A 23,452-nucleotide genomic window follows, 5' to 3' on the forward strand; every position below is an offset into this window, starting at 1 on the left:
CCTCACTGTGGCGAGCGCGGGCCCGCCGCGCCGTCCGCCGATGGTCTACGGCTCGGCAACCAAGGGATGACGTACGGCGTCGATCACTGAAGAGATCGTCGAACGAAGGAGAACAAGATCTTAGGCCGACGCACCCTGCTCACCGCAGGCACCGCCACCGCAGCCGCGCTCCTCACCAGCGCACCGGCACAGGCAGCAACCAGCGACCGCCTCCACACACTGGAGCAGCAACACGGCACCCGCCTGGGCGTGTTCGCGCACAACCTCCGTACGAAACGCACGGTCACCCACCGCGCCGACGAACGCTTTCCCATCTGCTCCCTCTTCAAGACCCTCGCGGCGGCGGCCGTCCTGCGCGACCTGGACCGGCACGGGGAGGTCCTCGCCCGTCGGACCCACTACACGGAGGCCGACATCGTGGATGAGGGCTCCGACCAGACGAAAAAACACCTCGCCGAGGGCATGACCGTCGCCGAACTCGCCGACGTGGCCATCCGCTACAGCGACAACACCGCGGGCAACCTGCTGCTTCGCGAACTGGGCGGCCCCACCGCGATCACCCGTTTCGCCCGATCGCTGGGCGACCCGGTGACCCGCCTGGACCGCTGGGAGCCGGAGCTCAACTCGGCCGAGCCGTGGCGCCGCACGGACACCACCACCCCGCGCGCCATCGGCCGCACCTACGCCCGCCTGGTCCTCGGCGACGCCCTGAACCGCCCGGACCGCGAACTCCTCACCCACTGGCTGCTGAACAACACGACGAGCGCCAACCGCTTCCGTGCGGGACTGCCCGGCACATGGACGGTCGCCGACAAGACCGGCGGGGGCTCGTACGGCGCCAACAACGACGTGGGCATCGCCTGGACCCCGGACGGCACCCCGATCGTGCTGGCGGTACAGGTGACCAAGCCGGACCAGGACGCCGAGCTGGACCACCCACTCATCGCCGAGACGGCCGCACTCCTGTCCGAAGCCCTCGCCTAGAACCCCCGCACGTACCGCTTCTGCCAGGGCGTCTCCACCGCATGCCGGTCGTAGTGCCGCCGTACGAAATCCACGGCCTCCTCGGCCGGTACGCCGTCCAGGACCGCCAGGCAGGCCAGTGCCGTCCCGGTGCGGCCGCGGCCGCCGCCGCAGGCGATCTCGACGCGCTCGGCGGCGGCCCGCTCCCAGGCCTCGGTCAGCGCGGCGCGGGCGGCCGGCCGGTCGGCGGGCAGCCGGAAGTCGGGCCAGCGGATCCAGGTGAACTCCCAGGCGACGGGAGGGGGTTGCTTGCCGAGGAGATAGAGGGCGTACGAGGGTGTGGGCGCCCCCGGGTCCAGGGGGTGCCGCAGGCCTCGGCCCCGGAGCAGCCGTCCCGAGGGCAGTCGCAGCACACCGGGATCCGTGGGGTGCCAGGTGTCCGTCATCGGGTCAGCGTACGGGCCTCGATGCCCCGGAAGTGGTGGACCATCGCGCGCTGGGCGCTCTCGGCGTCCCGCGCGCGCAGGGCCGTCACGATGTCCCGGTGCCGGCGGACCGTCACCTCCGGCTCCGGGTCGTCCGTCCAGCCGCGGGCGTCGGCGACCCTGCGGAACACGGTCCAGAAGGCGGCCAGCAGTTGCGGCACGAGCGCGTTGCCCAAGGAGGCGTAGAGCAACTCGTGGAATTCCCGGTCGAGTTCCGGGAAGGGGCGGCCCGACCGGACCGCCGCCTCCATCCGGGTCACGACCGCTTCCAGCGCGTCCAGCTCGGTCTCGGCGACCGAACCCGCGATCCGCCGGATCAGCCCCTCCTCCAGCACCTCGCGCACCTGGAGGATCTCGGCGAGCGCGCCGGTGTCCTCGTCGTGCCGGGCGAGGGTGCGGAAGGTCAGTCCGTCGATCAGGGGGGTGAGGGAGGCCTGGCCGACGTAGGTGCCGTAGCCGTGTCTGATCTCCACGATGTCCAGGGCCTGGAGCGCCTTGAGGGCCTCGCGCACGGAGTTCCGGCTGACGCCGAGGTCGTCCATCAGCTCGGCCTCGGTGGGCAGCGGCGCACCGGGCCGGAGCCTGCGGTCGAGGATCAGCTGCACGACCGCCCGCTGAATCCGGCTGTTCCCGGTCTCCGTCTGCCTCGGCTGAGCGGACATGCGCCGCATCGTACGCGCGATGGACGTCCCACGTCCCATGTCCGGCACTGACGTGCATCAACTCCCGCCATTTCCTACCGCCATTGGCTCGACCTCTGACGGCTACGCCATTCGTGTGCGATCCCTTGACCGCCCCTGGAGCCGCTCCTATGGTCGCGGCTGAGGCAGGACGTAGGACGTCGTATCTCCTCACTCTTCGACTCTTCGCTGGAGGAACCGTGCACCGCCGGACCTTCCTGAAGCACACCGGCGCGCTGGGCGCGGCCGCCGCCGTCTCCGCGTCGCTGTCGGCCTGTTCGTCGGGGCCGCAGTCCACGAACGACACCGGCAGCGGGGGTGGCAAGGACCGGACGCTGACCGCGGTCATCGGCTACGGCAACGACGGCAGCTGGGACCCGACGCAGACCGCGTCCGCCTTCTGCATGGCGGCCAACAACCACATCTACGAGGGGCTGCTCGACACCGACCCGATCACCCGCAAGCCGTACGCGGCGCTGGCGACCGAGGTGCCGAAGGACCTGAACGCCACGTCCTGGAAGTTCACGCTGCGGGCCGGCGCCAAGTTCCACGACGGGAAGCCCGTGACCGCCGACGACGTCGTGTTCGTCTTCGACCGGATCCTCGACCCCAAGACGCAGACGCTCGCCAAGGGCTTCTTCGAGAGCTGGCTGAAGGAAGTCCGCAAGATCGACGCGCAGAACGTCGAGCTGGTGCTCAAGTTTCCCTTCCCGGAAGGGGTTTCGCGGCTCACCCTCGCGAAGATCATGCCGAAGCACGTCTTCTCCAAGCCCGGCGCCTGGGACGACGCCATCAAGGGGCTCGCGGTCGGCTCGGGACCGTACAAACAGACCGCGCACCACCCGAAGTCGAACACCACCTTCGCGGCCTTCGCCGACTACAACGGCCCGCGCCCGGCGGCCTTCAAGACGATGAACTGGCTGACGATCGTGGACGCCGCCCCGCGCGTCGCCAGGATCTCCGGCTCCAGCGCCGGCGCGCAGATCTCCGACAACATCCCGTACGCCAACATCCAGCAGCTCGAGAGCGGCGGGCTGACGGTCGCGGGCGGGGCCGGGATGAACAACCTGTTCCTGATGTTCAACACCAAGCACAAGCCCTTCGACGACGTACGGGTGCGGCAGGCGCTGCACTACGCCATCGACACCGGGAAGATGGTCGAGGTCGCACTCAAGGGCCACGGGAAACCGTCGAGTTCGTTCCTGAACGAGGGCAACCCCACCTACCGGCGCGCGAAGACCGTCTACGACTACGACCCGCAGAAGGCGAAGGCCCTGCTGAAGGCCGCCGGGGTCAGCGGACTGAAGATCAACATCCTTGCGGTGAACGTGAGTTGGATCGTCGACTGCCTGCCGACCATCAAGGCGTCCTGGGACGCGATCGGCGTGAAGACGACGCTCTCCCCGCAGGAGACCACGGCCGTCTTCACCAAGATGGACCAGAAGCAGGACTACCAGGTGGTGGCCGCCGCCTCGAACCCCAACCAGTTCGGCCTCGACGCCGACCTGATCATGCACTACAACTACGGACCCACCAACCTGTGGATGGGATACGCGCGTTGGGCCGACAACGCGATCGCCAAGCAGCTCTTCAAGGACATGGACCGGGCCACCCAGGAACCCGACCCGGCCAAGAAGAAGGCGATGATCCAGGACTACATCGACGTCGTCGCCGAACAGGCGGTCCTCTACCCGGTCGTCCACAACGAGCTGATGACGGCATGGGACCCGCGCAAGCTCACCGGCATAAGGGCACAGCCGTACCCCGGCATCAACCTCCTCCAGGCCAAGTGGGCCTAGCAGCAAGGAGGTTCGTTCCGTGATCGCCGTCGTCCGGATCCTGCTCCGCCGGATCGCCCTGCTCGTGCCGCTGATGCTCGGCATCGTGCTGTTCGTGTTCCTGGTGATGCGCTTCTCGGACGTCGACCCGGCGTCCGCGTTCTTCCAGGGAGCCAACCCCACCCCGCAGCAACTGCACGACTTCCGCGAACAGAACGGCCTGCTGGACCCGCTGCCCGTGCGCTACGCCCACTTCGTCGGCGACCTGCTCCACGGCGACATGGGCACCAGCGCGCTGACCCGTGCCCCGGTGATCGACCAGGTCACCACCGCACTCCCGCTCACCCTCCAACTCACCTTCCTGGGCCTGGCGATCGCGGTCGTGCTGTCCCTGGTCGGCGGGGTGACGGCGGCGATCTACCGGGACCGGCTGCCCGACCAGATCATCCGCGTCGTCTCGCTCACCGGTGTCGCGGCCCCCGGCTTCTGGCTGGCGCTGCTGATGATCCAGTATCTGGCGGTCGACCTCGGCTGGTTCCCGACCGGCGGCTACATCAACCCCGCCGACTCCTTCACCGGCTGGCTCAAGACGATGACCCTGCCGGCGCTGGCGTTGTCCCTTCCGGTGGCGGCCCAACTCACCCGCATCGTGCGGACATCCGTGGTCGAGGAGCTGGACAAGGACTACGTCCGCACGGCGATCGGAAGCGGGCTGCCGCCGCGGGTGGTGGTGGGCCGCAACGTGCTCAGGAACGCGCTGATCAATCCACTCACCGTCCTTGGCCTGCGCGTCGGCTATCTGCTCGGCGGCGCGGTCGTCATCGAGACGATCTTCTCCCTCCCCGGCATGGGCAAGCTGATGATCGACGCCGTGAAGAACGGGGACCCGGCGGTGGTCCAGGGCGTCGTCCTGACGACCGCGACCGGCTTCGTCGTCGTCAACCTCGTCATCGACGTCCTCTACCTGCTGGTCAACCCGCGACTGAGGGATGCGACCGCATGATCACGCAGTTCACCCGCAAGAGCCTCACCGAGGCGCTGTCCCGCCCCGGCGTCCGCCTCCGCGGCTGGCGCCGCCTGCCGCTGCTGTCGAAGATCGCCGTGTGCTTCCTGGCCGTCGTGTTCCTGATGGCGCTGCTGGCACCGCTGCTCGCACCGCACGACCCGCTCGACCAGCAGGTCCCCGTCGACGGCACCGGGCACCCGTCCGCCGAGCACTGGATGGGCCAGGACAGCCTCGGCCGGGACATCCTCAGCAGGCTGATGTACGGCGCCCGTTGGTCGCTGGCGATCGGCCTCGGCGCGACGGGGCTCGCGCTGGTGGTGGGGGCGCTGATCGGTGCGGTGGCGGCCACCTCCCGCAAGGGCGTCGACGAGACGCTGATGCGCTGCCTGGACGTGGTGATGGCGTTTCCCGGTATCGCCCTCGCGGCCGTGCTGGTGGCCGTGTTCGGCGGCGGGATCACGGTCCTGATCTGCGCGATCGCATTCCTGTTCACACCGCCGGTGGCAAGGGTCGTACGGGCGAACGTACTTGATCAGTACGGCGAGGACTATGTGACGGCGGAACGGGTGATCGGCGCGCGGACGCCTCATATCGTGCTGCGTCACGTGGCGATCAACTGCGCCGCGCCCGTCCTCGTCTTCTGCACGGTGCAGGTTGCCGAGGCGATCGTCTTCGAAGCGTCGCTGTCCTTCATCGGGGCGGGTGTACGGCCACCCGACCCGTCCTGGGGCAGCGTCATCGCGGACGGCAAGAACATGGTGCTGACCGGAGGTTGGTGGGCCACCGTCTTCCCGGGGCTGCTGATGCTGGTGACCGTGCTGTCGCTGAACATCCTGTCGGAGGGGGTGTCGGACGCGTGGGCGGCACCGGCCGCGCGGGAGGTGGCCGTTCGGGAGGAGGACGATCGGCTGGAGGCGCCGGAGCCGGGGAGCGGGGAGGTGCTGCAACTGCCCGGCCTGACGGCGGCGGCCGCGCGACTCCGCTCCCGGGCCCGCCCAATCCCCGAGGAACAGCAACCGGTACTGGCAGTCGAGAGCCTTGCCATCGGGTTCGAGGGCCGGCACGGCGGGGTCGACATCGTCGACGGGATCAGCTTCGAAGTGCGGGCCGGTGAAGTGCTGGGGCTGGTCGGCGAGTCGGGCTGCGGGAAGTCCCTCACCGCCCTGGCGGTCATGGGGCTGGCACCGAAGGGCGCCCGGATCCGTGGCCAAGTCCGCTTCAGTCAGCGGGAGTTGTTGGCAGAGCCCATGCGTGTGCGCCGCAGGCTCCTCGGGCACGAGATGGCGATGATCTACCAGGACGCGCTGTCGTCCCTCAATCCGGCGATGACGATCCGCGCCCAGCTGAAGCAGGTCGTGCGGCGCGGCGGCCGCCGTACGCCCGCCGAGTTGCTGACGATGGTCGGCCTCGACCCCGACCGCACCCTGCGCAGCTATCCGCACGAGCTCTCCGGCGGCCAGCGCCAGCGCGTGCTGATCGCCATGGCACTGTCCCGCGACCCGAAGCTGATCGTCGCCGACGAGCCGACGACCGCGCTCGACGTCACGGTGCAGGCGCAGGTGATAGAGCTTCTGCTGCGCCTGCGCGAGGAGTTGGGCTTCGCACTGATCCTCGTCTCGCACGACCTGGCACTGATCGCGGACGTCACCGACCGGGTGGTGGTGATGTACGGCGGGCAGATCGTGGAGACGGGTGCGACCGCCGACCTGGTGGAGGCGCCGGCCCACCACTACACGCGCGGCCTGCTCGGCAGCGTGCTGTCGCTGGAGTCGGCGGCCGAGCGCATGACGCAGATCAGGGGCGTGGTCCCCTCCCCCGCGGACTTCCCGGCGGGCTGCCGCTTCGCCGACCGCTGCCCCCTCGCGACCGACGTCTGCCGTACGACCCCACCCGACCTGCTGGGCACACCGACCCACACGGCGGCCTGCCACCACCCGGCGGTCGAACTCGTTTCGTCGGAGTCGGAGGCCGTCACATGAACGCGATCGTCGAGCTGTCCGGCGCCCATGTCGTCCACAAGGCGCGCAGCGGCGGCCTGTTCAGGCGGGACAGGGTGCACGCCCTGACCGGTGCCGACCTCACCGTGGCGCCCGGCGAGACGGTGGGCGTCGTCGGCGAGTCCGGATGCGGCAAGTCCACGCTCGCCAAGGTGCTGGTGGGCGTGGAACGGCCGACGTCCGGCACGGTGTCCTTCCGGGGCCGCGACCTGTGGTCGATGCCGCCCGCCGAACGCCGGTCCGCTATCGGCGGCACCACCGGCATGATCTTCCAGGACCCCTCGACGGCCCTGAACCGCCGACTGCCCGTACGGCAGATCCTGCGGGACCCGCTGGACGTGCACGAGCGAGGGGCGAAGACCCAGCGGGAGGACCGGGTACGGGAGTTGATGTCGCTCGTGGGCCTCCCGCGCGCACTGTCCGACGCACTGCCGGGCCAGCTGTCGGGCGGTCAGCGCCAACGGGTCGCCATCGCACGGGCGTTGGCGCTCGACCCCGACCTCGTGGTGGCGGACGAACCGACCAGTGCGCTGGACGTGTCGGTCCGCGCCCAGATCCTCAACCTCCTGCTGGACCTGAAGGAACGCCTGGGCCTGGCCCTGGTGTTCGTCTCGCACGACATCCAGACGGTACGGCGGATGAGCGACCGCGTGATCACCATGTACCTGGGCCGCATCGTCGAGGAGTCCCCGGCCGCGGACGTCACGGACCGCGCCCGGCACCCGTACACCCGCGCGCTGTTCTCGGCCACCCCCGGCCTCCTGCACCCCATCGCCCCCATCCCCCTCATCGGCCCGGTCCCGTCGGCGACGCGGCCGCCGAGCGGGTGCCCGTTCCGTACCCGGTGCTGGAAGGCGGACGAGGTGTGCGCGTCGGAGATGCCGGACTTTTCGGCCGTGTCACCCGCCGGACACCGCTTCCGCTGCCACCATCCTGTCAAGGAGGACCAGTCGACCCAGGACCTCGTACGCCAGAGCCATCCCACGGAGCCCTCATGACCTTCGCCGCCCCGCTGACCGGTGTCGTCCCGCCCGTCTGCACGCCCCTGACACCGGACCGCGAGGTGGACGTCCCCTCCCTGCTCAGGCTGGTCGACCATCTGGTGGCGGGCGGGGTGGACGGGCTGTTCGTGCTGGGCTCCTCGTCGGAGGCGGCGTATCTGCGCGACGGGCAGCGGCGGCTGGTGGTGGAGTCGGTCGCCGCCCATGTGGCCGGCCAACTCCCCGTCCTGGCCGGGGCGATCGACATGGCGACGCCGCGGGTGCTGGACCATGTGGCGTCGGTGACGGCGGCGGGCGCGGACGCGGTGGTGGTCACGGCGCCGTTCTACGCGCGCACCCACCCCACCGAGATCGCCCGCCACTTCCGGCTGATCGCGGCCGCCTCGCCGGTGCCGGTGATCGCGTACGACATCCCGGCCGCCGTCCACACGAAACTCCCCGCGGACGTCGTCCTCACGCTCGCCGCCGAGGGTGTCCTCGCCGGCCTCAAGGACTCCAGCGGCGATTTGGCCGCCTTCCGCGAGGTCGTCACCGGCGCCCGCAGCCGCCCCGACATCACCGCCTTCAGCGTGCTGACCGGCTCGGAACTGGTCGTCGACTCCGCCCTCGCGCTCGGCGCCGACGGAGCGGTGCCGGGCCTCGCCAACGTCGACCCGCACGGCTACGTCCGCCTCGACCGCCTCTGCCGCGCGGGCGACTGGGAGCGGGCCCGGGCCGAACAGGAGCGGCTGTGCGCCCTGTTCGGCATGGTGGCCGTCGGCGACCCGGCACGCATGGGCGGCAGTTCCTCCGCCCTCGGGGCCTTCAAGGCGGCGCTGCACCTGCGGGGCGTCATCGACTGTCCGGCGACGGCGGAACCCCAGGTGCCGCTGTCGCCGGAAGAGGTCGAGCAGGTCGGCAAGTTCCTCGCCGCCGCCGGGCTGCTCTAGAACTCGTCCGCCGGCAGCCTGCGGAACTCGATCGTCTCGTACGGGCCCGCCACTCCCGTCTCGTACAGGATCCCGACCGTGCGCCGGCCGAGCTGCACCAGGTCGGAGTAGGCGGCCGGCTGAGGAGAGAGCGTCAGCGCCTTGGTGAAGGTCGTCCCGTCGTCCGTGCTGCTCCAGATCGCCATCGCCCGGCGGGCGGTCGGCACGGAGGGGCCGGAGAAGAGCAACGGGGCGTCCATGCCGCCGAGTTGGAGGACGCTGCCCTCGACCACCGGCACGTCGTCGAGCGTGTGCTGCACGGCGTAGGGGCGGTCGAGGGTTTGGCCGCCGTCGCTGGAGTAGGTGTCGAGACGGTCGCCGACGCTGGTGCCGTTCTGGTCGCGGGAGCTGAAGTAGAGGCGACCGTCGGGGAGTTGGGCGGCGGTGGACTCGTTGGCGTTGTCGTGGCCGTCGTGCGAGTCGTCCACGAAGCCGAGGTGCCAGGTGCGGCCGCCGTCGTCGCTGTAGATGGCGTGGGCGCCGTAGTACTTGGCCTCCTGGCCGGTGTCGGAGGAGCCGGCGGGCGGGGCCACGGAGTAGTTGGCGGGGACGACCAGCCGGCTGGGGGCACCCCCTCTGGGGGAATGCCGGCCACGGGTCAGCGCGACCGCATGGCCCGGTCCCGTCGCGTACCACCGCCAGTCCGCCGGCTTCACCTCCGCGGTGATGTCCCGTGGCGGTGTGAAGTGCAGCCCGTCGTCCCAGCTGCGCTGTACGAACACCCCGCGGCTCTGCTCCGGCGTGACCTCGCCCCGCATGATCTGCGCCTCGGTGACGGCACCGCTGTTGTAGGAGGTGACCAGGACGACCGCGCCGGTGTGCGGGTCGACGACCGGGGCGGGGTTGCCACGGGTGTTCCCGTCCCCGGCGGCAACGACCCGCATCGGCCCCCAGGTGCAGCCGCCGTCGCCGGAGCGTCTGAGGACGACGTCGATGTGGCCGGTGTCGCCGGCCCCGTTGTGACGGCCCTCGGCGAACGCCAGGACCGTGCCCCGGCCGGTCGTGACCGTCGCCGGGATGCGGTAGGTGTCGTAGCCGCCCTCCCCCGAGACGTACGGCACGGAGGAGGCACAGCCGGTGGCGGCGGAGGTGTGCGCGGTCGCGGTGAGGGGGGCGAGGAGTGCGAGGGTGACGAGGAGTGTGCGGCGCAGAGCCTGTGAACGAACCCCCGTCGTCCGCCCGGAGGGCGGGCGCTGCGGCGTCCGGTGCGTGCGATCGCAAGGCGCCGGAGCGCCCTCGATGGGGGTCCCCCCGCTCGAGCGGAGCCGAGAGTGGGGGAGGAGCCACGTGGGCGGTTCGGCAACGCCGCGAGCGCGCGTGCCGGGCGTCGGAGCGCAGGCGGGGGTTCGTTCACAGGCTCTCAGGAGGGTCACGCGCCCATGGTTCCCGGAGTCACCAGTCCCGACTCGTAGGCCACCATGACCAACTGCGCCCGGTCCCGCGCCCCCAGCTTCCCCATGATCCGGCTGACGTGGGTCTTCGCCGTCAGCGGGCTGAGGTCCAACACATCAGCGATTTCAGCGTTGTTGAGGCCCCGCGCGACCAGTGCCAGCACTCCACGCTCCCGGTCGGACAGGCACTCGGGACCGCCCGTGGCAGGCGTCGACGGGCTGCGCAGGAACCGCTCGATCAGCCTTGCCGTGGGCCCCGGCGAGAGCAGCGCCTCGCCCGCCGCCACCGTACGGATGGCATCCAGGAGTTCGGCCGGACGGGTGTCCTTGACGAGGAAGCCGGAGGCCCCCGCCCGCAGCGCCTCCACGATGTTCTCGTCGGTGTCGTAGGTGGTGAGGACCAGCACCCGCACCCCCGCCAGGTCCTCGTCCGCGGCGATCAGCCGGGTCGCCTCGATGCCGTCCAGATCCGGCATACGGATGTCCATCACCACCAGATCGGGCCGCTCCCCACGGGTCAGCTCCACCGCCTCCCGGCCCGTCGCCGCCTGCCCCACGACCTCCATGTCCCGCGCCGACTCGACGAGCATGGCGAACGCGGCCCGCACCAGGGTCTGGTCGTCGGCGAGCAGCACACGGATGGTCATCCGGTCCCTTCCAGAGTCACCGTCTTCTCCTGAACGGTCGTCAGCGGCAGTACGGCCGTCACCTCGAAGCCGCCTCCCGCCCGCGGCCCGGCGTCGAGTGTGCCACCCACGCTGCGGGCCCTCTCCCGCATGCCGACGAGCCCGAAGCCGGGCGCGGTGCCGGGCGTGGGGCCGGTGCCGTCGTCGGTGACGGACAGCAGCAGGGCGCCCCCGTCCTCGTACAACTCGACCCGTACGGCGGGTTCGGGGCCGGCGTGCCGTACCGCGTTGGTCAGCGCCTCCTGCACGATGCGGTACGCGGCGGCGCCCACGGCGGGCGGCACCTGCTCCACCCGTACCGTCTGCTCGACGCGGGCGCCCGCGAGGCGTGCGGCCTCCACCAGATCGGGCAGCCCGTCGAGGCCGGGGAGCGGGCCGCGGCCGCCGCCGAGTTCGGAGGCGCGCAGCACCTCCAGGGTGGTGCGGAGTTCGCCGCGCGCGGTGCGGCAGGTGTCGGCGATGTCGTCCAGCGCCTTCGCGACCGTCTCGCGGTCGAGCCGCTCCGGGTCGGCGGCCAGGACGTGCGCGGCGACCGAGGTCTGGACGCCGATGAGGGTGATGCTGTGGGCGAGCAGGTCGTGCAGGTCGCGGGCGATGCGCAGGCGTTCCTCGGCGACCCGGCGTCGCGCCTCCTCCTCACGGGTGCGTTCGGCGCGCTCGGCGCGGTCGACGATCGAGGTCACGTACTGGCGGTAGTAGCGGACGTCGACGCCGCAGAAGAGCACCGCGATCACCCAGCCGGAGATGCGCAGCAGTTCGACGGCCTGGTGGGTGCTGACGGTGAGCATCACGCCCGTGGAGATGCCGAGGACGACGACGCCGGTGAGGATCGTGCGCAGCGGGCGGCCGGTGACGGCGACCGTGTAGAGCGCGACGACCGTGGCCGGGGTGGCCGCCAAGTGGTTGTTCTGCAGGGCGTGGTACGGCACGAGCAGCACCAGCCCCGCGGTCAGCACGAGCATCGGACGGCGCCGCCGCCACACCAGCGGGACATGGGCGGCGAGCAGCAGCGTCCAGCCGAGGGCGTCGGGGCGGCGGCTCTGGTCCGTGGACAGCGCCAGGCATACGGCCACCACCGCGAGGACGGCGGCCAGGATCGTGTCGTTGCGGGTGCCGTGCGGGGCGGTGCGCGGGTCACGGTTGACCACCGCCATGACCCGCTCACCCATCCGCGGCCGCGTCCCTGTCGTCGTCTCCTGCACGGGGTTCATTCTCCGCACTTCACACGGGCTCCGGCTGCCGTTCCGGCGCCACCGCCCCGGGCTCCCGCGACAGCCGGCCCGGCCACCAGACCCTGCGCTTCAGCAGCACGCTCGCCGTCGTCACCAGATACGTCCGTACGAGGAAGGTGTCCAGCAGCACGCCGACCGCGATCACGAACCCGAGCTCGACCAGCCCCACCAGCGGCAGCGTGGTCAGCACGGCGAAGGTGGCGGCGAGCACGACTCCCGCGGAGGCGATGACCCCGCCCGTCGTCCGCAGCGCGGTGGGCGCCGCGACCTCCGGCTCGGCGCCCGCGACGGACTCCTCGCGCATGCGGTGCATGAGGAAGATGCCGTAGTCGACACCGAGGGCCACGAGGAAGACGAAGGACAGCAGCCCGAGCCCGGAGTCGGTGCCCTGGAAGCCGAGCACGGGCCCGAACACCAGCCCGCCGATGCCCAGCGCCGCGCCCCACACCGCGACCACCGCGACGAGCAGCATCAGCGGCGCGACCAGACTCCGCAGCAGTCCTACGAGGATCACGAACACGGCGGCCAGGACGAGCGGTACGACCACCTCGCGGTCCCGGGCCTGACTGTCCGCCAGGTCGAGCTGCTGGGCGCTGGGGCCGCCCACATACGTGCCGTAGGTGTCGTCGAGCCCGGCGCGCAGGGCCTTGATGGTCCGCGTCTCGCCCGGTGTCTCGGGGGCGGCGGTGGCGTACACGGAGATCTCGGTCCAGCCGGAGCCGGTGCGGCCGGTCGCCGCCCGGGCGACCCCGTCCGTGGCACGAGCCTCGGCGAGAACGGAGGCGGCCTTGTCGGCGGGGGCGATGACCGTGATGGGCTGGCTGCTCTGCCCGGGGAAGGCGCGGGCGAGGGTCTGGCCGGCGGAGATGGACTCGGGCTTCTCGGTGAAGGAGTCCTCCTGTTTGAGGGTGCCGGGGAGGTTGAAGGCGCCGAGGGCGAGCGCGCCGAGGAGCACGGCGCCGCCGACGAGCACGGTGACCGGACGGCGGGTGGCCGAACTGCCCATCGCCGAGAACAGCGACCGGCGTGCCCTGGGTTCGCTGCCGAAGGCGGGGATCAGCGGCCAGAAGACCCGGCGGCCGAGCAGGACGAGCAGGGCCGGCAGCAGCGTCGTCATCGCGACCAGCGCCGCCAGCACGCCCACCATGCCGACCGGACCCATGCCCCTGCTGCTGTTGAGGTCGGCGGCGAGCAGGCACAGCAGCCCGGCCGCGACCGTGCCGGAGGAGGCGAGGACCGCAGGGCCACAGCCGCGCAGGGCGGCCCGCATGGCCTCGTACGGGCGCTCGTGGCGGCGTAGTTCCTCGCGGTAGCGGGAGATGAGCAGGAGCGCGTAGTCGGTGCCCGCGCCCAGCACGAGGACGGTCATCACGCCGCCGCTCTGGCCGGTGACGGTGACGCCGAACAGCTCATGCAGGCCGTACCCGGCGGCCATCGCCATCCCGGCCGCGACCCCGGCGACGGCGAGCGGCACCAGCCACAGGAAGGGGCTGCGGTAGATCAGGACGAGCAGTGCGGTGACGACGCCGAGGGTGGCGTAGAGCAGGGTGCCGTCGATGGTGCCGAACACCTTGCTCATGTCGGTGTTGAGAGCGCCGGGCCCGCCGACCTCGACGCTCAGCCCCGAGCCGCCGTTCGCGATGTCGCGCACACCGTCGACGAAGGCGTCGCGCGCCTTGTCGTCCTGGCCGGGCTGGGTGCTGGAGACGGGGTACATCAACGTGCTGCCGTCGCGGGACGGGACCGCCTGCGGCTTCCCGGTCAGCCTGTAGGCCGTCCCGATGTCGGCGACCTGCTCGGCGGCCTTCTGCTTGTCGGCCGCGGTGAGCGCGCCGTCGCGGTGGTAGACGAGCACCAGGTCGGTGGCCTCCCCGCCCGGCAACCGGTCCTGGATGCGCGCCGCTCGGGTCGAGTCCGCGCTGTCGGGGAGGTAGTCGACGGAGCGGTTCTGCTGGATGTCACCGAACTTCCCGGCGAGCGGTCCGGCGAGCACGAGGGCGGCCAGCCACACGCCGAGCACCACCCAGGGCACGGCACGCCGTCGCCGTACGGTCGTCCTTGCGGCCCCCATGGACGGGCCTCCCTCCGGTCGGGTGTCTGGGTCGGTTCCAGACTCCCGGTGGGAAGGGGGCGGATCGTCGGGCGCGGGAGCGAGTTCGGGGTTACTGCGGCGGGTGACTCTCGTACGGCGTTACTCCCTGGGGAGTATCAGGACGGCGTACGCGCCGCCGCCAGCAGCCTGCTCACGTCGTCCGCGCAGATGGTCAGGGCGGCGCCCACCGTGGACAGGACGTCGCGTTCGGCGGGGGTGTACGGGCCGTCGGCCAGGGCGATGCGGGCGCCCTGGAGCAGGATCGACTCGCGGCCGACCGGGGCGAGGTGCGGGGCGAGCGGGTCGAGGGCCTCGTGCAGCTCTATGGCGAGTCCGGCGCCGCAGGACTGGCCGTACACCCGCCCGGTGTCCGCGGCCAGCGCCTCGACGAGCGCGGCCAGCTGTTCCTCCGTGCAGTCGTCGAAGCCGGCCGCGCGGACCGTGCCCGCGGCGGCCTCCAGGGCCGTACGGGAACAGGTGCCGCCCGCGGCCAGCACCGCGAGGGCGACCGTGTGGACGGCGTCGCGGAGCATCGCGGAGAAGCGGGTGGTGGTGGGGTGGTCGAGGGCGTCGGTGCCGAAGTGACGGCGGCAGGCGGCGCATTCGACGACCGGTCCGGTCTCCCCGCGCGGCAGGACCGGGACGCCGAGGAGGGTGAAGCGGCGACGGCCCGTCAGTCGCTGGTAGTTGCGGTCGCCCCCGCAGCCCGGGCAGAAGAACTCGCCGTCGCCCACGGGCGTCCACGCGGTGCGGGTGCCCAGGAAGCGCGCAGGCCTGGCCTCTCGGCCGTTTCGTCCCCGTACTGGCAGCACGTCGCACCTCCTTAACACCGCGGCAACATCGCAGCGGTGTCGTGATGTTAGCCACATCGGTAAGGAGTAGTCAGCACCCTGGACGAGACCTTTCCGTGACCTCCACGGGCGAGTGGCCGATAAACGACGGGGCCCCGACCGCCGTATACGACGGTCAGGGCCCCGAAATGCCCGGTCAGAGGGGTCAGCGGGCGGCCCGGTTGACCGCTGAAACAACCGCCTTCAGGGACGCACGCGTCGTGTTCGCGTCGATGCCGATTCCCCACAGAACCTTGTCGTCGATCGCGCACTCGATGTAGGAGGCGGCCTGCGCGGAGGCGCCCTCGCTCATCGTGTGCTCCTGGTAGTCCAGCAGGCGGGCGTCCACGCCGACCTTCTGCAGGGCGTCGAAGAAGGCCGAGATCGGACCGTTGCCCGTGCCGGTCAGTACGGTGTCGGCGCCGTCGACCGTCGCCTCGACCCGCAGCGTGTCCACGCCGTCGGTGTCGGTGGTCGACTGGCCGTTGCGGACCTGGATGCGGCCCCACGGGTTCTCGGGGTTCGGCAGGTACTCGTCCTGGAAGACCGCCCAGATGTCGGAGCCGGTGACCTCGCCACCCTCGGCGTCCGTCTTCGCCTGGATGATCTTCGAGAACTCGATCTGCATCCGGCGGGGCAGGTCCAGCTTGTGGTCGTTCTTCAGGACGTAGGCGATACCGCCCTTGCCGGACTGCGAGTTGACGCGGATGACGGCCTCGTAGGAGCGGCCGACGTCCTTCGGGTCGATCGGCAGGTACGGGACCGCCCACTCGATGTCGTCGACCGTGACGCCCTTGGCCTTGGCGTCGGCCTCCATGGCGTCGAAGCCCTTCTTGATGGCGTCCTGGTGGGAGCCGGAGAAGGACGTGTAGACCAGGTCGCCCACGTACGGGTGGCGCGGGTGGACCTCCATCTGGTTGCAGTACTCCCACACGCGACGGATCTCGTCGATGTCGGAGAAGTCGATCTGCGGGTCGACGCCCTGGGAGAAGAGGTTCATGCCCAGGGTCACCAGGTCGACGTTGCCGGTGCGCTCGCCCTGGCCGAACAGACAGCCCTCGACGCGGTCGGCGCCGGCCATCAGCGCCAGCTCGGCGGCGGCGACGGCCGTGCCCCGGTCGTTGTGCGGGTGGATCGACAGGCAGACGTGCTCGCGGCGGGACAGGTTGCGGCCCATCCACTCGAAGCGGTCGGCGTGTGTGGAGGGGGTCGAACGCTCGACCGTGGCAGGCAGGTTGAGGATGATCTCGCGGCCCGGGCCGGGCTGCCAGACGTCCATGACCGCCTCGCAGACCTCCAGCGCGAAGTCCAGCTCGGTGTCGGTGAAGATCTCGGGGCTGTACTGGTAGCCGAACTCGGTCTCGGGGCCCAGCAGCTTCTCGGCGTACTCCATCACCAGACGCGTGCCGTCGACGGCGATCTGCTTGATGTCGCCCTTGGAGCCGCGGAAGACCACGCGGCGGAAGACGGGAGCCGTGGCGTTGTACAGGTGGACGGTCGCGCGCTTGGCGCCCTTGATGGACTCCACGGTCCGCTCGATCAGGTCCTCGCGGGCCTGGGTCAGTACGGAGATGGTGACGTCGTCGGGGATCGCGCCCGGCTCCTCGACGATGGAGCGTACGAAGTCGAAGTCGGTCTGGCCGGAGGCCGGGAAGCCGACCTCGATCTCCTTGTAGCCCATCTTGACCAGCTGGTCGAACATCCGGCGCTTGCGCTCGGGCGACATCGGGTCGATCAGTGCCTGGTTGCCGTCACGCAGGTCGGTGGAGAGCCAGCGGGGCGCGGAGGTGATCCGCTGCTCGGGCCAGGTCCGGTCGGGAATGTCGACCTGCTCGTACTGGCCGTACTTGTGGATCGGCATGCTGCTGGGCTGCTGGCGGTTCGCCATGATGACTCGGGCTCCTCAGGGTGTCCGGAAGGACGGCCGACGACGCAACGCCAAGCTCCGCGGGGAGGGAGTCGACCTGGACTACAGGCCCTCGCCGCGGCAGCTAAGAAGAAGCAGCCCGAAACGCATGATGCGAAGCATGCTAGCCGAGCCGCTCCCCGTGCGGGGCGCCGTATCAGTATGCGGGACCCGAGGGATGAACGGGACAAAAAGTGCGCCATACCACTTCGTCACGGAGCGTGCGGTTCCCTGTCCGTATATTTCACCAATCATGGTTGCGGGTAGTGACACGGTCATGACTCAGTGCAAGGGTGCCGGGCATGACGACCAACGGGGGCTTCGAGCCCGTCTTCTGCACCGTCGTTCCGCCGCACGTCCTCGACAAACTGGCACGGAACGACGACCCCGCACTCTCCGGTCCCGCCCAGCGCACCCTGATGCGCGACAGCGAGCTGCGCGGCAGGCGCCGCGTCACCACGGAGTTCGGCCTCGCGGCCGCGCCGTCGGCGAAGGCACCGTCGGACCAGCCGCTGCGCACCATCTACGACGCCGGGCACAGGACCGACCTGCCCGGCCGCAAGGTGCGCGCCGAGGGTGCCGACCCGGGCAAGGACGCCACGGTCAACCGCGCCTACTCCGGGCTCGGCGCCACCTTCGAGCTCTACCTCAAGGCCTACCAGCGGCACTCGATCGACGGCGACGGCCTCCCGCTCGACGCGACCGTCCACTTCGACGAGAAGTACAACAACGCCTTCTGGAACGGCGAGCAGATGGTGTTCGGCGACGGTGACGGCGAGATCTTCCTCGACTTCACCATCCCGATCGACGTCATCGGCCACGAGTTGACCCACGGCGTCACCCAGCACACCGCGAACCTCACGTACTACGGCCAGCCGGGCGCCCTGAACGAGTCGATGTCCGACGTCTTCGGCTCGCTCATCAAGCAGTACACGCTCGGCCAGACCGCCGCCGAGGCCGACTGGCTGATCGGCGCGGGACTGCTCGCCCCGAGCGTGACCGGCAAGGCCCTGCGCTCGATGAAGGAGCCGGGCACCGCGTACGACGACGACGTGCTCGGCAAGGACCCGCAGCCCGCGACCATGGACGACTACGTCCGCACCGGCCGCGACAACGGCGGCGTCCACATCAACTCCGGCATCCCCAACCACGCGTTCTACCTGGTCGCCTCCGCACTCGGCGGCCACGCCTGGGAGAAGGCGGGACAGATCTGGTACGACGTCCTGACCGGCGGCGAACTGTCCTCGCAGGCCCTCTTCAACGACTTCGCGAAGCTCACGGTGGCGGCGGCGAAGGCCCGCTTCAACGAGGGCGAGGAGCTCCAGGCCGTACAGAAGGCGTGGGAGCAGGTCGGGGTGCGGATCCTGTAACTCCGTACTAGACAGGGACCCATGCGTATTCAGGTGAGGCGTACGGGTGGGTTCGCCGGCATCGAGCGGCACGCGGAGGTGAACACCTCGGGGCGGCCCGATGCCCAGGAGTGGCACGCCCTGGCCGAACGCGCCCTCGCGTCCGGCCGGGGCACGCCCCCGCTCGGGGTGCCGGACGGCTTCAGCTACGAGATCACGGTGGACGGGAAGACGGTGTACGCGGCCGATCCCCGACTCACGGAGGAACAGCGGAAGTTGATCTCGAGGGTGCTGAAGGAAGGGGCCTGACCGGCAGGGGCGTAACCGGTTCTTCACGCCTGCCCGTTGACTTCCGTTACCGCGGGTAAGGATGATCCGGCGCATGGCGACTGATCCGCTGCAGGCAGCGAACCCGATTCCGCAGTTCCCGGCCGGATTCCTGTGGGGCGTGTCGACCTCGGCCCACCAGATCGAGGGCGCGGCCGAGGAACGCGAACCGTCCGTGTGGGACGCCTTCACCGCCGAGCCGGGGCGGGTGAAGGACGGCTCGACCGCGGCGGTGGCCTGCGACCACTACCACCGCTACCGCGAGGACGTGGCCCTCCTCGCCGACCTGGGCGTGGACGCGTACCGCTTCTCTACCTCCTGGCCCCGCGTCCGCTCCGAGGGCGGCCTGGACTTCTACGACCGCCTCGTCGACGAACTGTGCGCGGCCGGCGTACGCCCGGTCCCGACCCTCTTCCACTGGGACCTGCCGGTCGACCTGGACTGGCTGGAGCGGGACACGGCAACCCGCTTCGCGGAGTACGTGTCGATGGTCGCCGAGCGGCTGGGCGACCGGGTGAAGAAGTGGATCACCCTCAACGAGCCCGCGGAACATACCTTGTTGGGACACGCGCTGGGCGCCCACGCGCCCGGCAGGCAGCTGATGTTCGACGCGCTCCCGGTCGCCCACCACCAGCTTCTCGCACACGGCCTGGCGGTACGGGCCCTGCGCGCGGCCGGCGCCACGGACATCGGCATCGCCAACTCGCACGGCCCGACCTGGCCGGCGTCCGAGGAGACGGCGGACGTGGAGGCGGCCGACTTCTACGACCTGCTGCTGAACCGCCTGTTCGCCGACCCGCTGCTGCTGGGCCAATACCCGGAGGGCATCGGCGACTTGATGCCGGGCGACGTCGAGGCGGACCTGAAGGTCATCGCCGAGCCGATCGACTGGTACGGCGTCAACTACTACGCGCCGACCCGGGTGGGCGCCCCGCAGGGCGCGGACATCGAGTTCGGCGGCCTGACGATCCCGGCCGAACTCCCCTTCTCCGTAAGGCAGATCGAGGAGGTCCCGGTGACGGACTTCGGCTGGCCCGTGGTCCCGGAAGGGCTGACGGAACTGCTCACCGGCTTCCGCGAGCGCTACGGCGACAAGCTACCGCCGGTCGTCATCACCGAGAACGGCTGCTCCTACGAGGGCCTCGACGACCAGGACCGGATCGCCTACCTGGACGGCCATCTCCGGGCCCTGCACCGGGCGTTGGAGGCGGGCGTGGACGTGCGCGGGTACTTCGTGTGGTCGCTGCTGGACAACTTCGAGTGGGCCGAGGGGTACGAGCGCCGTTTCGGTCTCGTCCACGTCGACTACGAGACGCAGAAGCGCACGCCGAAGGCCTCGTACGGCTGGTTCCGGGACGTGCTGCGGGCGCAGAGATGACGGCCCCTTCGAGGGCTTCGGCGGAGGCGCTCGCCGAGCCCGTCGAACGGGTCGGCCGGGGCTGGACGGCGTCCCTGTCGCTTGCCAACGGGGCGATCTGGGTGGGCTGGTTCGGCCCGCTGCAGATCCTGCTGGCCTCCCAGGCGAAGGACTTCGCGCCCGGCTCCGGCATGTCCAAGGAGACGATGCTGGCGTGGGTGACGGGGATCGGCGCGGTGGTGTCCCTGGTCGCCAACCCGCTCTTCGGCGCGCTGTCGGACCGGACGACCTCGCGCTGGGGCCGCCGTACGCCGTGGATCGTGACCGGGGCGGCGGGCGGAGCCCTCTCCTTGCTGCTGCTCGCGGGCGCGGGCGGCGTGTGGACGATGACGGCGGGCTGGTGCCTGGTCCAGCTGACGCTGAACGCGGCCTTCGCGGCCGTGACGGCCGCGGTGCCGGACCGGGTGCCGCGGCTCCAACGGGGCTCGGTGGGCGGCTGGTTGGGGGCCGCGCAGATCCTCGGGGTGGTCGGCGGGACCGGGCTCGCGACGGCGGCCGGAGGCATCGGGGCCGGGTATGCGGCGTGCGCGGTGTTCACGGTGGTCGGGGTGCTGCCGTACGTCCTGCGGTATCCGGACCTGCGACTGACGGACGCGGACCGGCCGGCGTGGGCCTGGCGCGGCTTCCTCGCCGGGTTCTGGCTGAGCCCGCGCCGGTATCCGGACCTGGGCTGGGCCTGGCTGACCCGCTTCCTGATCAACCTCAGCAACGCGCTGGTGCTGCTGTACCTGCTGTACTACCTGCGCGATCGCCTCCACTACGACGACCCCGACCAGGGCGTGCTGATCCTGACCGCGGTGAACGCACTGACGCTCCTCGCCACGGTCGTCGTGGGCGGGGTGTGGTCGGACCGGGTGGGGCGCAGGAAGCCGTTCGTGGTCTGGTCGGGCGTGCTGATGGCGGTGGCGACGGCGGGCCTGGCGGCGTGGCAGACGTGGCCCGGCGCGATCGTCGCGGCGGCGGTGCTCGGGATCGGCTTCGGGGTGTTCACATCGGTCGACTTCGCCCTGATGACGGACGTGCTGCCGAAGGCCCTGGACCGCGGCAAGGACCTGGGCGTGATCAACGTCGCCAACGCCCTGCCCCAGGTGGCGGCACCCGCCCTCGCCGCGCCGATCGTGACGTATCTGGGCGGCTACCGGGTGCTGTACCTGGTGGCCGCCGTGATCGGGTTGGCGGGGGCGGTGCTGGTGGGGCGGATCAGAGGGGTGGAGTGAGCGCCTACAGGGCGCCTGCGTCCCGGGCCGCGTACACCGACGGATACAGCGGCCGGTAGCCCAGCTCGCGGCGGATGCGCTCGGTGGACATGATCACGAGCCATGGGTCGGGATCGGTGCGGTCGTGGAGTTCGGCGGGGACCTCCGCTCCGTTGAGCTGGTGCAGCTCGAGCGCCGTGACGGGGGCGTCGTCGGCGATGTTGTAGATCCGGCCGGCGATGCCCGGTGCGTGCAGGATGCGCAGCAGGCCCTGGGCCACGTCCGCGTGGTGTCCCATGTGCAGGCGCTGGGTGGCAGCCCAGTTCTTGGCCCACATCAGCGACTGGGCCAGGTGCGGGTCGCCCTCGCCGTAGACGAAGGGGAGCCGGCCGATGCGCACGTCCATGCCGTCCAGCGCGAGCAGCTCCCGCTCGGCCGCGGCCTTGGACTCGGGATAGGCGCCCCACATCGACCCGCCGGGCCGGCTCTCGTCCTCCTCGGTCACCGGGCGGCCCCGTCCGACGCCGTACACCAACCCCGTGCTGACCTGCACGAAGCGCTGTACGCCGGAGGCGAGCGCGGCGCGTCCCAGTTCGACGGCCGCGTCCCGGTTGACGGCCCGGGCCTCCTCGTCCGGCACCCCGCGGAAGGCCGCCGCGACGTTGATGACGGCGTCCGCCCCGGCCACCGCCTTGCCGAGCGCCTCGGCGTCGCGCAGGTCGCCGACGACGACCTGGGCGCCCAGCTCGGCGAACCGCTCTCCGCGAGCCGCGTCGCGCACCAGCACCCGGACCTCCTCGCCGGGCCGGCGCTGGGCCAGCAGCCTCGGCACGAAGCGCCGCCCGACCTGTCCCGTCGTACCGGTCACCAATGTCAGCATGTTCTGCTCCTCTCGTTGCCGACCAGCTTTGGAGGGTGGCGCGGGGAGCGGGAGAGACCTCCCGATCGGGGGATCGACAGTCCCTGGATAAGCCGGGCCGTCTCCCGCACGCTGAAGAGGTGAACCGAGCCGAACTTGCCGACTTCCTGCGCCGCGGCCGTGCCCGACTGGATCCGTCCGACGTGGGGCTGGCGCCGGGTGCCCGGCGCCGCACCCCCGGCCTGCGCCGCGAGGAGGTGGCGCAGCTGGCCGGCATGTCGGTCGACTACTACACCCGGCTGGAACAGTCCCGGGGCCCGCGCCCGTCCCGCCAGATGCTGACGGCGCTGGCCCGCGCGCTGCGGCTGACGGACGACGAACGCGACCACCTGTTCCACCTGGCGGGCGAGGAGCCGCCGCGCCACGGGACCGTGTCCGATCACGTACGCCCGGGTCTGCTTCTGGTCCTGGACCGGCTGCACGACACCCCGGCGTCGGTGGTGAGCGACTGCGGCGAGGTGCTGGCGCAGAACGCGATGGCGCGGGCGCTGAGCGGGGACGCGTTCGCGCGCCCGCCGCGGGACCGCAACATGCTGCGCCGCTTCTTCCTGGACCCGGCGGCGCGGGAGCTGTTCCCGCCGGAGGACGTGGCGGAGCACGCGCGGGCCCATGTGGCCAACCTGCGGTCGGTGGCGGCGGCGCGTCCCGACGACCCGGAACCGGCCGCGCTGGTGGCCGAACTACGGGCGGGGAGCGAGGAGTTCGCCCGCCTGTGGGCCGAGCACGAGGTGGCGGTGCGCCGCCGGTCGACGAAACGCTTCCGGCACCCTCTGGTGGGCCTGCTGGAGCTGGACTGCGAGATCCTCCTGAACCAGGACGACCACCACGCCCTCATCATCCACACGGCCCGCCCGGGCACGGAGTCGCACGAACGCCTGCAACTGCTGCGGGTGGTGGGCCTGCAGGACATGTCCCCACAGGGAGCAACCCCTTAGAACCCCAGCTTCCGCAACTGCCGAGGATCCCGCCGCCAGTCCTTCGCCACCTTCACGTGAAGGTCCAGGCTGCATCAATGTGCGGCTACCGCCACGCGGCCGGCATCCCCAACAGCGCCTCGATCCGCTTCCGCGACTCGCCGCCGACCGCCCTCAGCCGCATGCGGCCCCGCCCCACCCCGCTCAGAACCCCAGCTTGCGCAACTGCCGAGGATCCCGCCGCCAGTCCTTCGCCACCTTCACGTGAAGGTCCAGGCTGCATCAATGTGCGGCTACCGCCACGCGGCCGGCATC

General features: G+C 71.0%; 20 protein-coding genes and 1 pseudogene. 11 read left to right on the forward strand and 10 right to left on the reverse strand.

The window, feature by feature from the left end; genetic code table 11:
• Nucleotides 1-117 precede the first annotated feature (117 nt).
• Nucleotides 118-984 (forward strand): class A beta-lactamase, encoded by an 867-nt coding sequence (bla, locus tag ABZ880_RS27550; RefSeq protein ID WP_361267899.1) that lies wholly within the window; start codon nucleotides 118-120, stop codon nucleotides 982-984.
• Here the strand turns inward: bla and ABZ880_RS27555 are convergent.
• Entirely contained in the window at nucleotides 981-1,409 is a 429-nt protein-coding gene (locus ABZ880_RS27555) for a protein-tyrosine phosphatase family protein (protein WP_361267694.1), read from the reverse strand. The genes bla and ABZ880_RS27555 overlap by 4 nt on opposite strands.
• On the reverse strand, nucleotides 1,406-2,119 hold the full coding sequence (locus ABZ880_RS27560; protein ID WP_361267901.1) for a FadR/GntR family transcriptional regulator: 714 nt from the start codon (nucleotides 2,117-2,119) through the stop codon (nucleotides 1,406-1,408). Before ABZ880_RS27560 ends, ABZ880_RS27555 begins: the two co-directional genes overlap by 4 nt.
• 209 nt (nucleotides 2,120-2,328) lie before the next feature.
• Here ABZ880_RS27560 and ABZ880_RS27565 point away from each other — a divergent pair, with 209 nt between their 5' ends.
• Genes ABZ880_RS27565 through ABZ880_RS27585 form a run of 5 tightly spaced genes read left to right on the forward strand, consistent with a single transcriptional unit; the run spans nucleotide 2,329 to nucleotide 8,839 of the window.
• On the forward strand, nucleotides 2,329-3,927 hold the full coding sequence (locus ABZ880_RS27565) for an ABC transporter substrate-binding protein (RefSeq protein WP_361267696.1): 1,599 nt from the start codon (nucleotides 2,329-2,331) through the stop codon (nucleotides 3,925-3,927).
• A 19-nt stretch (nucleotides 3,928-3,946) separates the two neighbouring features.
• A complete protein-coding gene (locus ABZ880_RS27570) occupies nucleotides 3,947-4,909 on the forward strand; it encodes an ABC transporter permease (protein WP_361267698.1) in 963 nt (320 codons plus the stop codon).
• A complete protein-coding gene (locus ABZ880_RS27575; protein ID WP_361267700.1) occupies nucleotides 4,906-6,891 on the forward strand; it encodes a dipeptide/oligopeptide/nickel ABC transporter permease/ATP-binding protein in 1,986 nt (661 codons plus the stop codon). Before ABZ880_RS27570 ends, ABZ880_RS27575 begins: the two co-directional genes overlap by 4 nt.
• Nucleotides 6,888-7,907 carry an ABC transporter ATP-binding protein gene (locus ABZ880_RS27580; RefSeq protein WP_361267702.1) on the forward strand — a complete coding sequence of 340 codons (1,020 nt, stop codon included), beginning with the start codon at nucleotides 6,888-6,890 and terminating at the stop codon, nucleotides 7,905-7,907. The genes ABZ880_RS27575 and ABZ880_RS27580 overlap by 4 nt, the downstream gene beginning before the upstream one ends.
• The gene (locus tag ABZ880_RS27585; protein WP_361267704.1) at nucleotides 7,904-8,839 is read left to right on the forward strand and encodes a dihydrodipicolinate synthase family protein; all 936 of its coding nucleotides are present in this window, start codon (nucleotides 7,904-7,906) and stop codon (nucleotides 8,837-8,839) included. Before ABZ880_RS27580 ends, ABZ880_RS27585 begins: the two co-directional genes overlap by 4 nt.
• Here ABZ880_RS27585 and ABZ880_RS27590 read toward each other — a convergent pair.
• The 6 genes from ABZ880_RS27590 to leuA form a co-directional block, all read right to left on the reverse strand.
• Nucleotides 8,836-10,029 carry a sialidase family protein gene (locus ABZ880_RS27590; protein ID WP_361267903.1) on the reverse strand — a complete coding sequence of 398 codons (1,194 nt, stop codon included), beginning with the start codon at nucleotides 10,027-10,029 and terminating at the stop codon, nucleotides 8,836-8,838. The two genes, ABZ880_RS27585 and ABZ880_RS27590, sit on opposite strands and share 4 nt — an antisense overlap.
• A 218-nt stretch (nucleotides 10,030-10,247) precedes the next feature.
• Nucleotides 10,248-10,916 carry a response regulator transcription factor gene (locus ABZ880_RS27595; protein WP_361267706.1) on the reverse strand — a complete coding sequence of 223 codons (669 nt, stop codon included), beginning with the start codon at nucleotides 10,914-10,916 and terminating at the stop codon, nucleotides 10,248-10,250.
• The gene (locus ABZ880_RS27600) at nucleotides 10,913-12,166 is read right to left on the reverse strand and encodes a sensor histidine kinase (RefSeq protein WP_361267708.1); all 1,254 of its coding nucleotides are present in this window, start codon (nucleotides 12,164-12,166) and stop codon (nucleotides 10,913-10,915) included. The genes ABZ880_RS27595 and ABZ880_RS27600 overlap by 4 nt, the downstream gene beginning before the upstream one ends.
• Nucleotides 12,167-12,176: 10 nt before the next feature.
• Entirely contained in the window at nucleotides 12,177-14,258 is a 2,082-nt protein-coding gene (locus ABZ880_RS27605) for an MMPL family transporter (RefSeq protein WP_361267710.1), read from the reverse strand.
• Nucleotides 14,259-14,395: 137 nt separating this feature from the next.
• A complete protein-coding gene (locus tag ABZ880_RS27610; protein ID WP_361267712.1) occupies nucleotides 14,396-15,091 on the reverse strand; it encodes a TerB family tellurite resistance protein in 696 nt (231 codons plus the stop codon).
• A gap of 184 nt (nucleotides 15,092-15,275) precedes the next feature.
• On the reverse strand, nucleotides 15,276-16,997 hold the full coding sequence (gene leuA, locus ABZ880_RS27615) for a 2-isopropylmalate synthase (protein WP_361267714.1): 1,722 nt from the start codon (nucleotides 16,995-16,997) through the stop codon (nucleotides 15,276-15,278).
• 320 nt (nucleotides 16,998-17,317) lie between these two features.
• Between leuA and ABZ880_RS27620 the strand changes: the two genes are divergently transcribed.
• From ABZ880_RS27620 to ABZ880_RS27635, 4 genes are all read left to right on the forward strand, one after another.
• Nucleotides 17,318-18,385 carry a M4 family metallopeptidase gene (locus ABZ880_RS27620; protein ID WP_361267716.1) on the forward strand — a complete coding sequence of 356 codons (1,068 nt, stop codon included), beginning with the start codon at nucleotides 17,318-17,320 and terminating at the stop codon, nucleotides 18,383-18,385.
• 21 nt (nucleotides 18,386-18,406) lie between these two features.
• The gene (locus ABZ880_RS27625) at nucleotides 18,407-18,673 is read left to right on the forward strand and encodes a protealysin inhibitor emfourin (protein WP_361267718.1); all 267 of its coding nucleotides are present in this window, start codon (nucleotides 18,407-18,409) and stop codon (nucleotides 18,671-18,673) included.
• 73 nt (nucleotides 18,674-18,746) lie between these two features.
• On the forward strand, nucleotides 18,747-20,069 hold the full coding sequence (locus ABZ880_RS27630; protein ID WP_361267720.1) for a GH1 family beta-glucosidase: 1,323 nt from the start codon (nucleotides 18,747-18,749) through the stop codon (nucleotides 20,067-20,069).
• Nucleotides 20,066-21,325 carry an MFS transporter gene (locus ABZ880_RS27635; protein WP_361267722.1) on the forward strand — a complete coding sequence of 420 codons (1,260 nt, stop codon included), beginning with the start codon at nucleotides 20,066-20,068 and terminating at the stop codon, nucleotides 21,323-21,325. The genes ABZ880_RS27630 and ABZ880_RS27635 overlap by 4 nt, the downstream gene beginning before the upstream one ends.
• Nucleotides 21,326-21,329: 4 nt before the next feature.
• On the opposite strand, the gene ABZ880_RS27640 is transcribed toward ABZ880_RS27635, so the two are convergent.
• On the reverse strand, nucleotides 21,330-22,184 hold the full coding sequence (locus tag ABZ880_RS27640; RefSeq protein WP_361267724.1) for an NAD(P)-dependent oxidoreductase: 855 nt from the start codon (nucleotides 22,182-22,184) through the stop codon (nucleotides 21,330-21,332).
• A gap of 119 nt (nucleotides 22,185-22,303) precedes the next feature.
• On the opposite strand from ABZ880_RS27640, the gene ABZ880_RS27645 reads away from it, so the two are divergent.
• Nucleotides 22,304-23,158 carry a helix-turn-helix transcriptional regulator gene (locus ABZ880_RS27645; protein WP_361267726.1) on the forward strand — a complete coding sequence of 285 codons (855 nt, stop codon included), beginning with the start codon at nucleotides 22,304-22,306 and terminating at the stop codon, nucleotides 23,156-23,158.
• Here the strand turns inward: ABZ880_RS27645 and ABZ880_RS27650 are convergent.
• Nucleotides 23,155-23,360: pseudogene (locus tag ABZ880_RS27650) on the reverse strand (hypothetical protein); the annotation flags it as partial. The gene ABZ880_RS27645 and the pseudogene ABZ880_RS27650 overlap by 4 nt on opposite strands.
• Nucleotides 23,361-23,452: the final 92 nt, after the last annotated feature.

Origin of the sequence: Streptomyces sp. NPDC047043 (genome assembly GCF_040644055.1) — a bacterium.
Lineage (GTDB): Bacteria > Actinomycetota > Actinomycetes > Streptomycetales > Streptomycetaceae > Streptomyces.

Bases quoted from the DNA above. Each gene is read 5' to 3' on its own strand.
- ABZ880_RS27555 (WP_361267694.1), bottom strand. From the start codon at position 1,409: ATGACGGACACCTGGCACCCCACGGATCCCGGTGTGCTGCGACTGCCC.
- ABZ880_RS27560 (WP_361267901.1), bottom strand. From the start codon at position 2,119: ATGCGGCGCATGTCCGCTCAGCCGAGGCAGACGGAGACCGGGAACAGC.
- ABZ880_RS27575 (WP_361267700.1), top strand. From the start codon at position 4,906: ATGATCACGCAGTTCACCCGCAAGAGCCTCACCGAGGCGCTGTCCCGC.
- ABZ880_RS27580 (WP_361267702.1), top strand. From the start codon at position 6,888: ATGAACGCGATCGTCGAGCTGTCCGGCGCCCATGTCGTCCACAAGGCG.
- ABZ880_RS27585 (WP_361267704.1), top strand. From the start codon at position 7,904: ATGACCTTCGCCGCCCCGCTGACCGGTGTCGTCCCGCCCGTCTGCACG.
- ABZ880_RS27595 (WP_361267706.1), bottom strand. From the start codon at position 10,916: ATGACCATCCGTGTGCTGCTCGCCGACGACCAGACCCTGGTGCGGGCC.
- ABZ880_RS27600 (WP_361267708.1), bottom strand. From the start codon at position 12,166: ATGAACCCCGTGCAGGAGACGACGACAGGGACGCGGCCGCGGATGGGT.
- ABZ880_RS27605 (WP_361267710.1), bottom strand. From the start codon at position 14,258: ATGGGGGCCGCAAGGACGACCGTACGGCGACGGCGTGCCGTGCCCTGG.
- leuA (WP_361267714.1), bottom strand. From the start codon at position 16,997: ATGGCGAACCGCCAGCAGCCCAGCAGCATGCCGATCCACAAGTACGGC.
- ABZ880_RS27620 (WP_361267716.1), top strand. From the start codon at position 17,318: ATGACGACCAACGGGGGCTTCGAGCCCGTCTTCTGCACCGTCGTTCCG.
- ABZ880_RS27625 (WP_361267718.1), top strand. From the start codon at position 18,407: ATGCGTATTCAGGTGAGGCGTACGGGTGGGTTCGCCGGCATCGAGCGG.
- ABZ880_RS27630 (WP_361267720.1), top strand. From the start codon at position 18,747: ATGGCGACTGATCCGCTGCAGGCAGCGAACCCGATTCCGCAGTTCCCG.
- ABZ880_RS27635 (WP_361267722.1), top strand. From the start codon at position 20,066: ATGACGGCCCCTTCGAGGGCTTCGGCGGAGGCGCTCGCCGAGCCCGTC.
- ABZ880_RS27640 (WP_361267724.1), bottom strand. From the start codon at position 22,184: ATGCTGACATTGGTGACCGGTACGACGGGACAGGTCGGGCGGCGCTTC.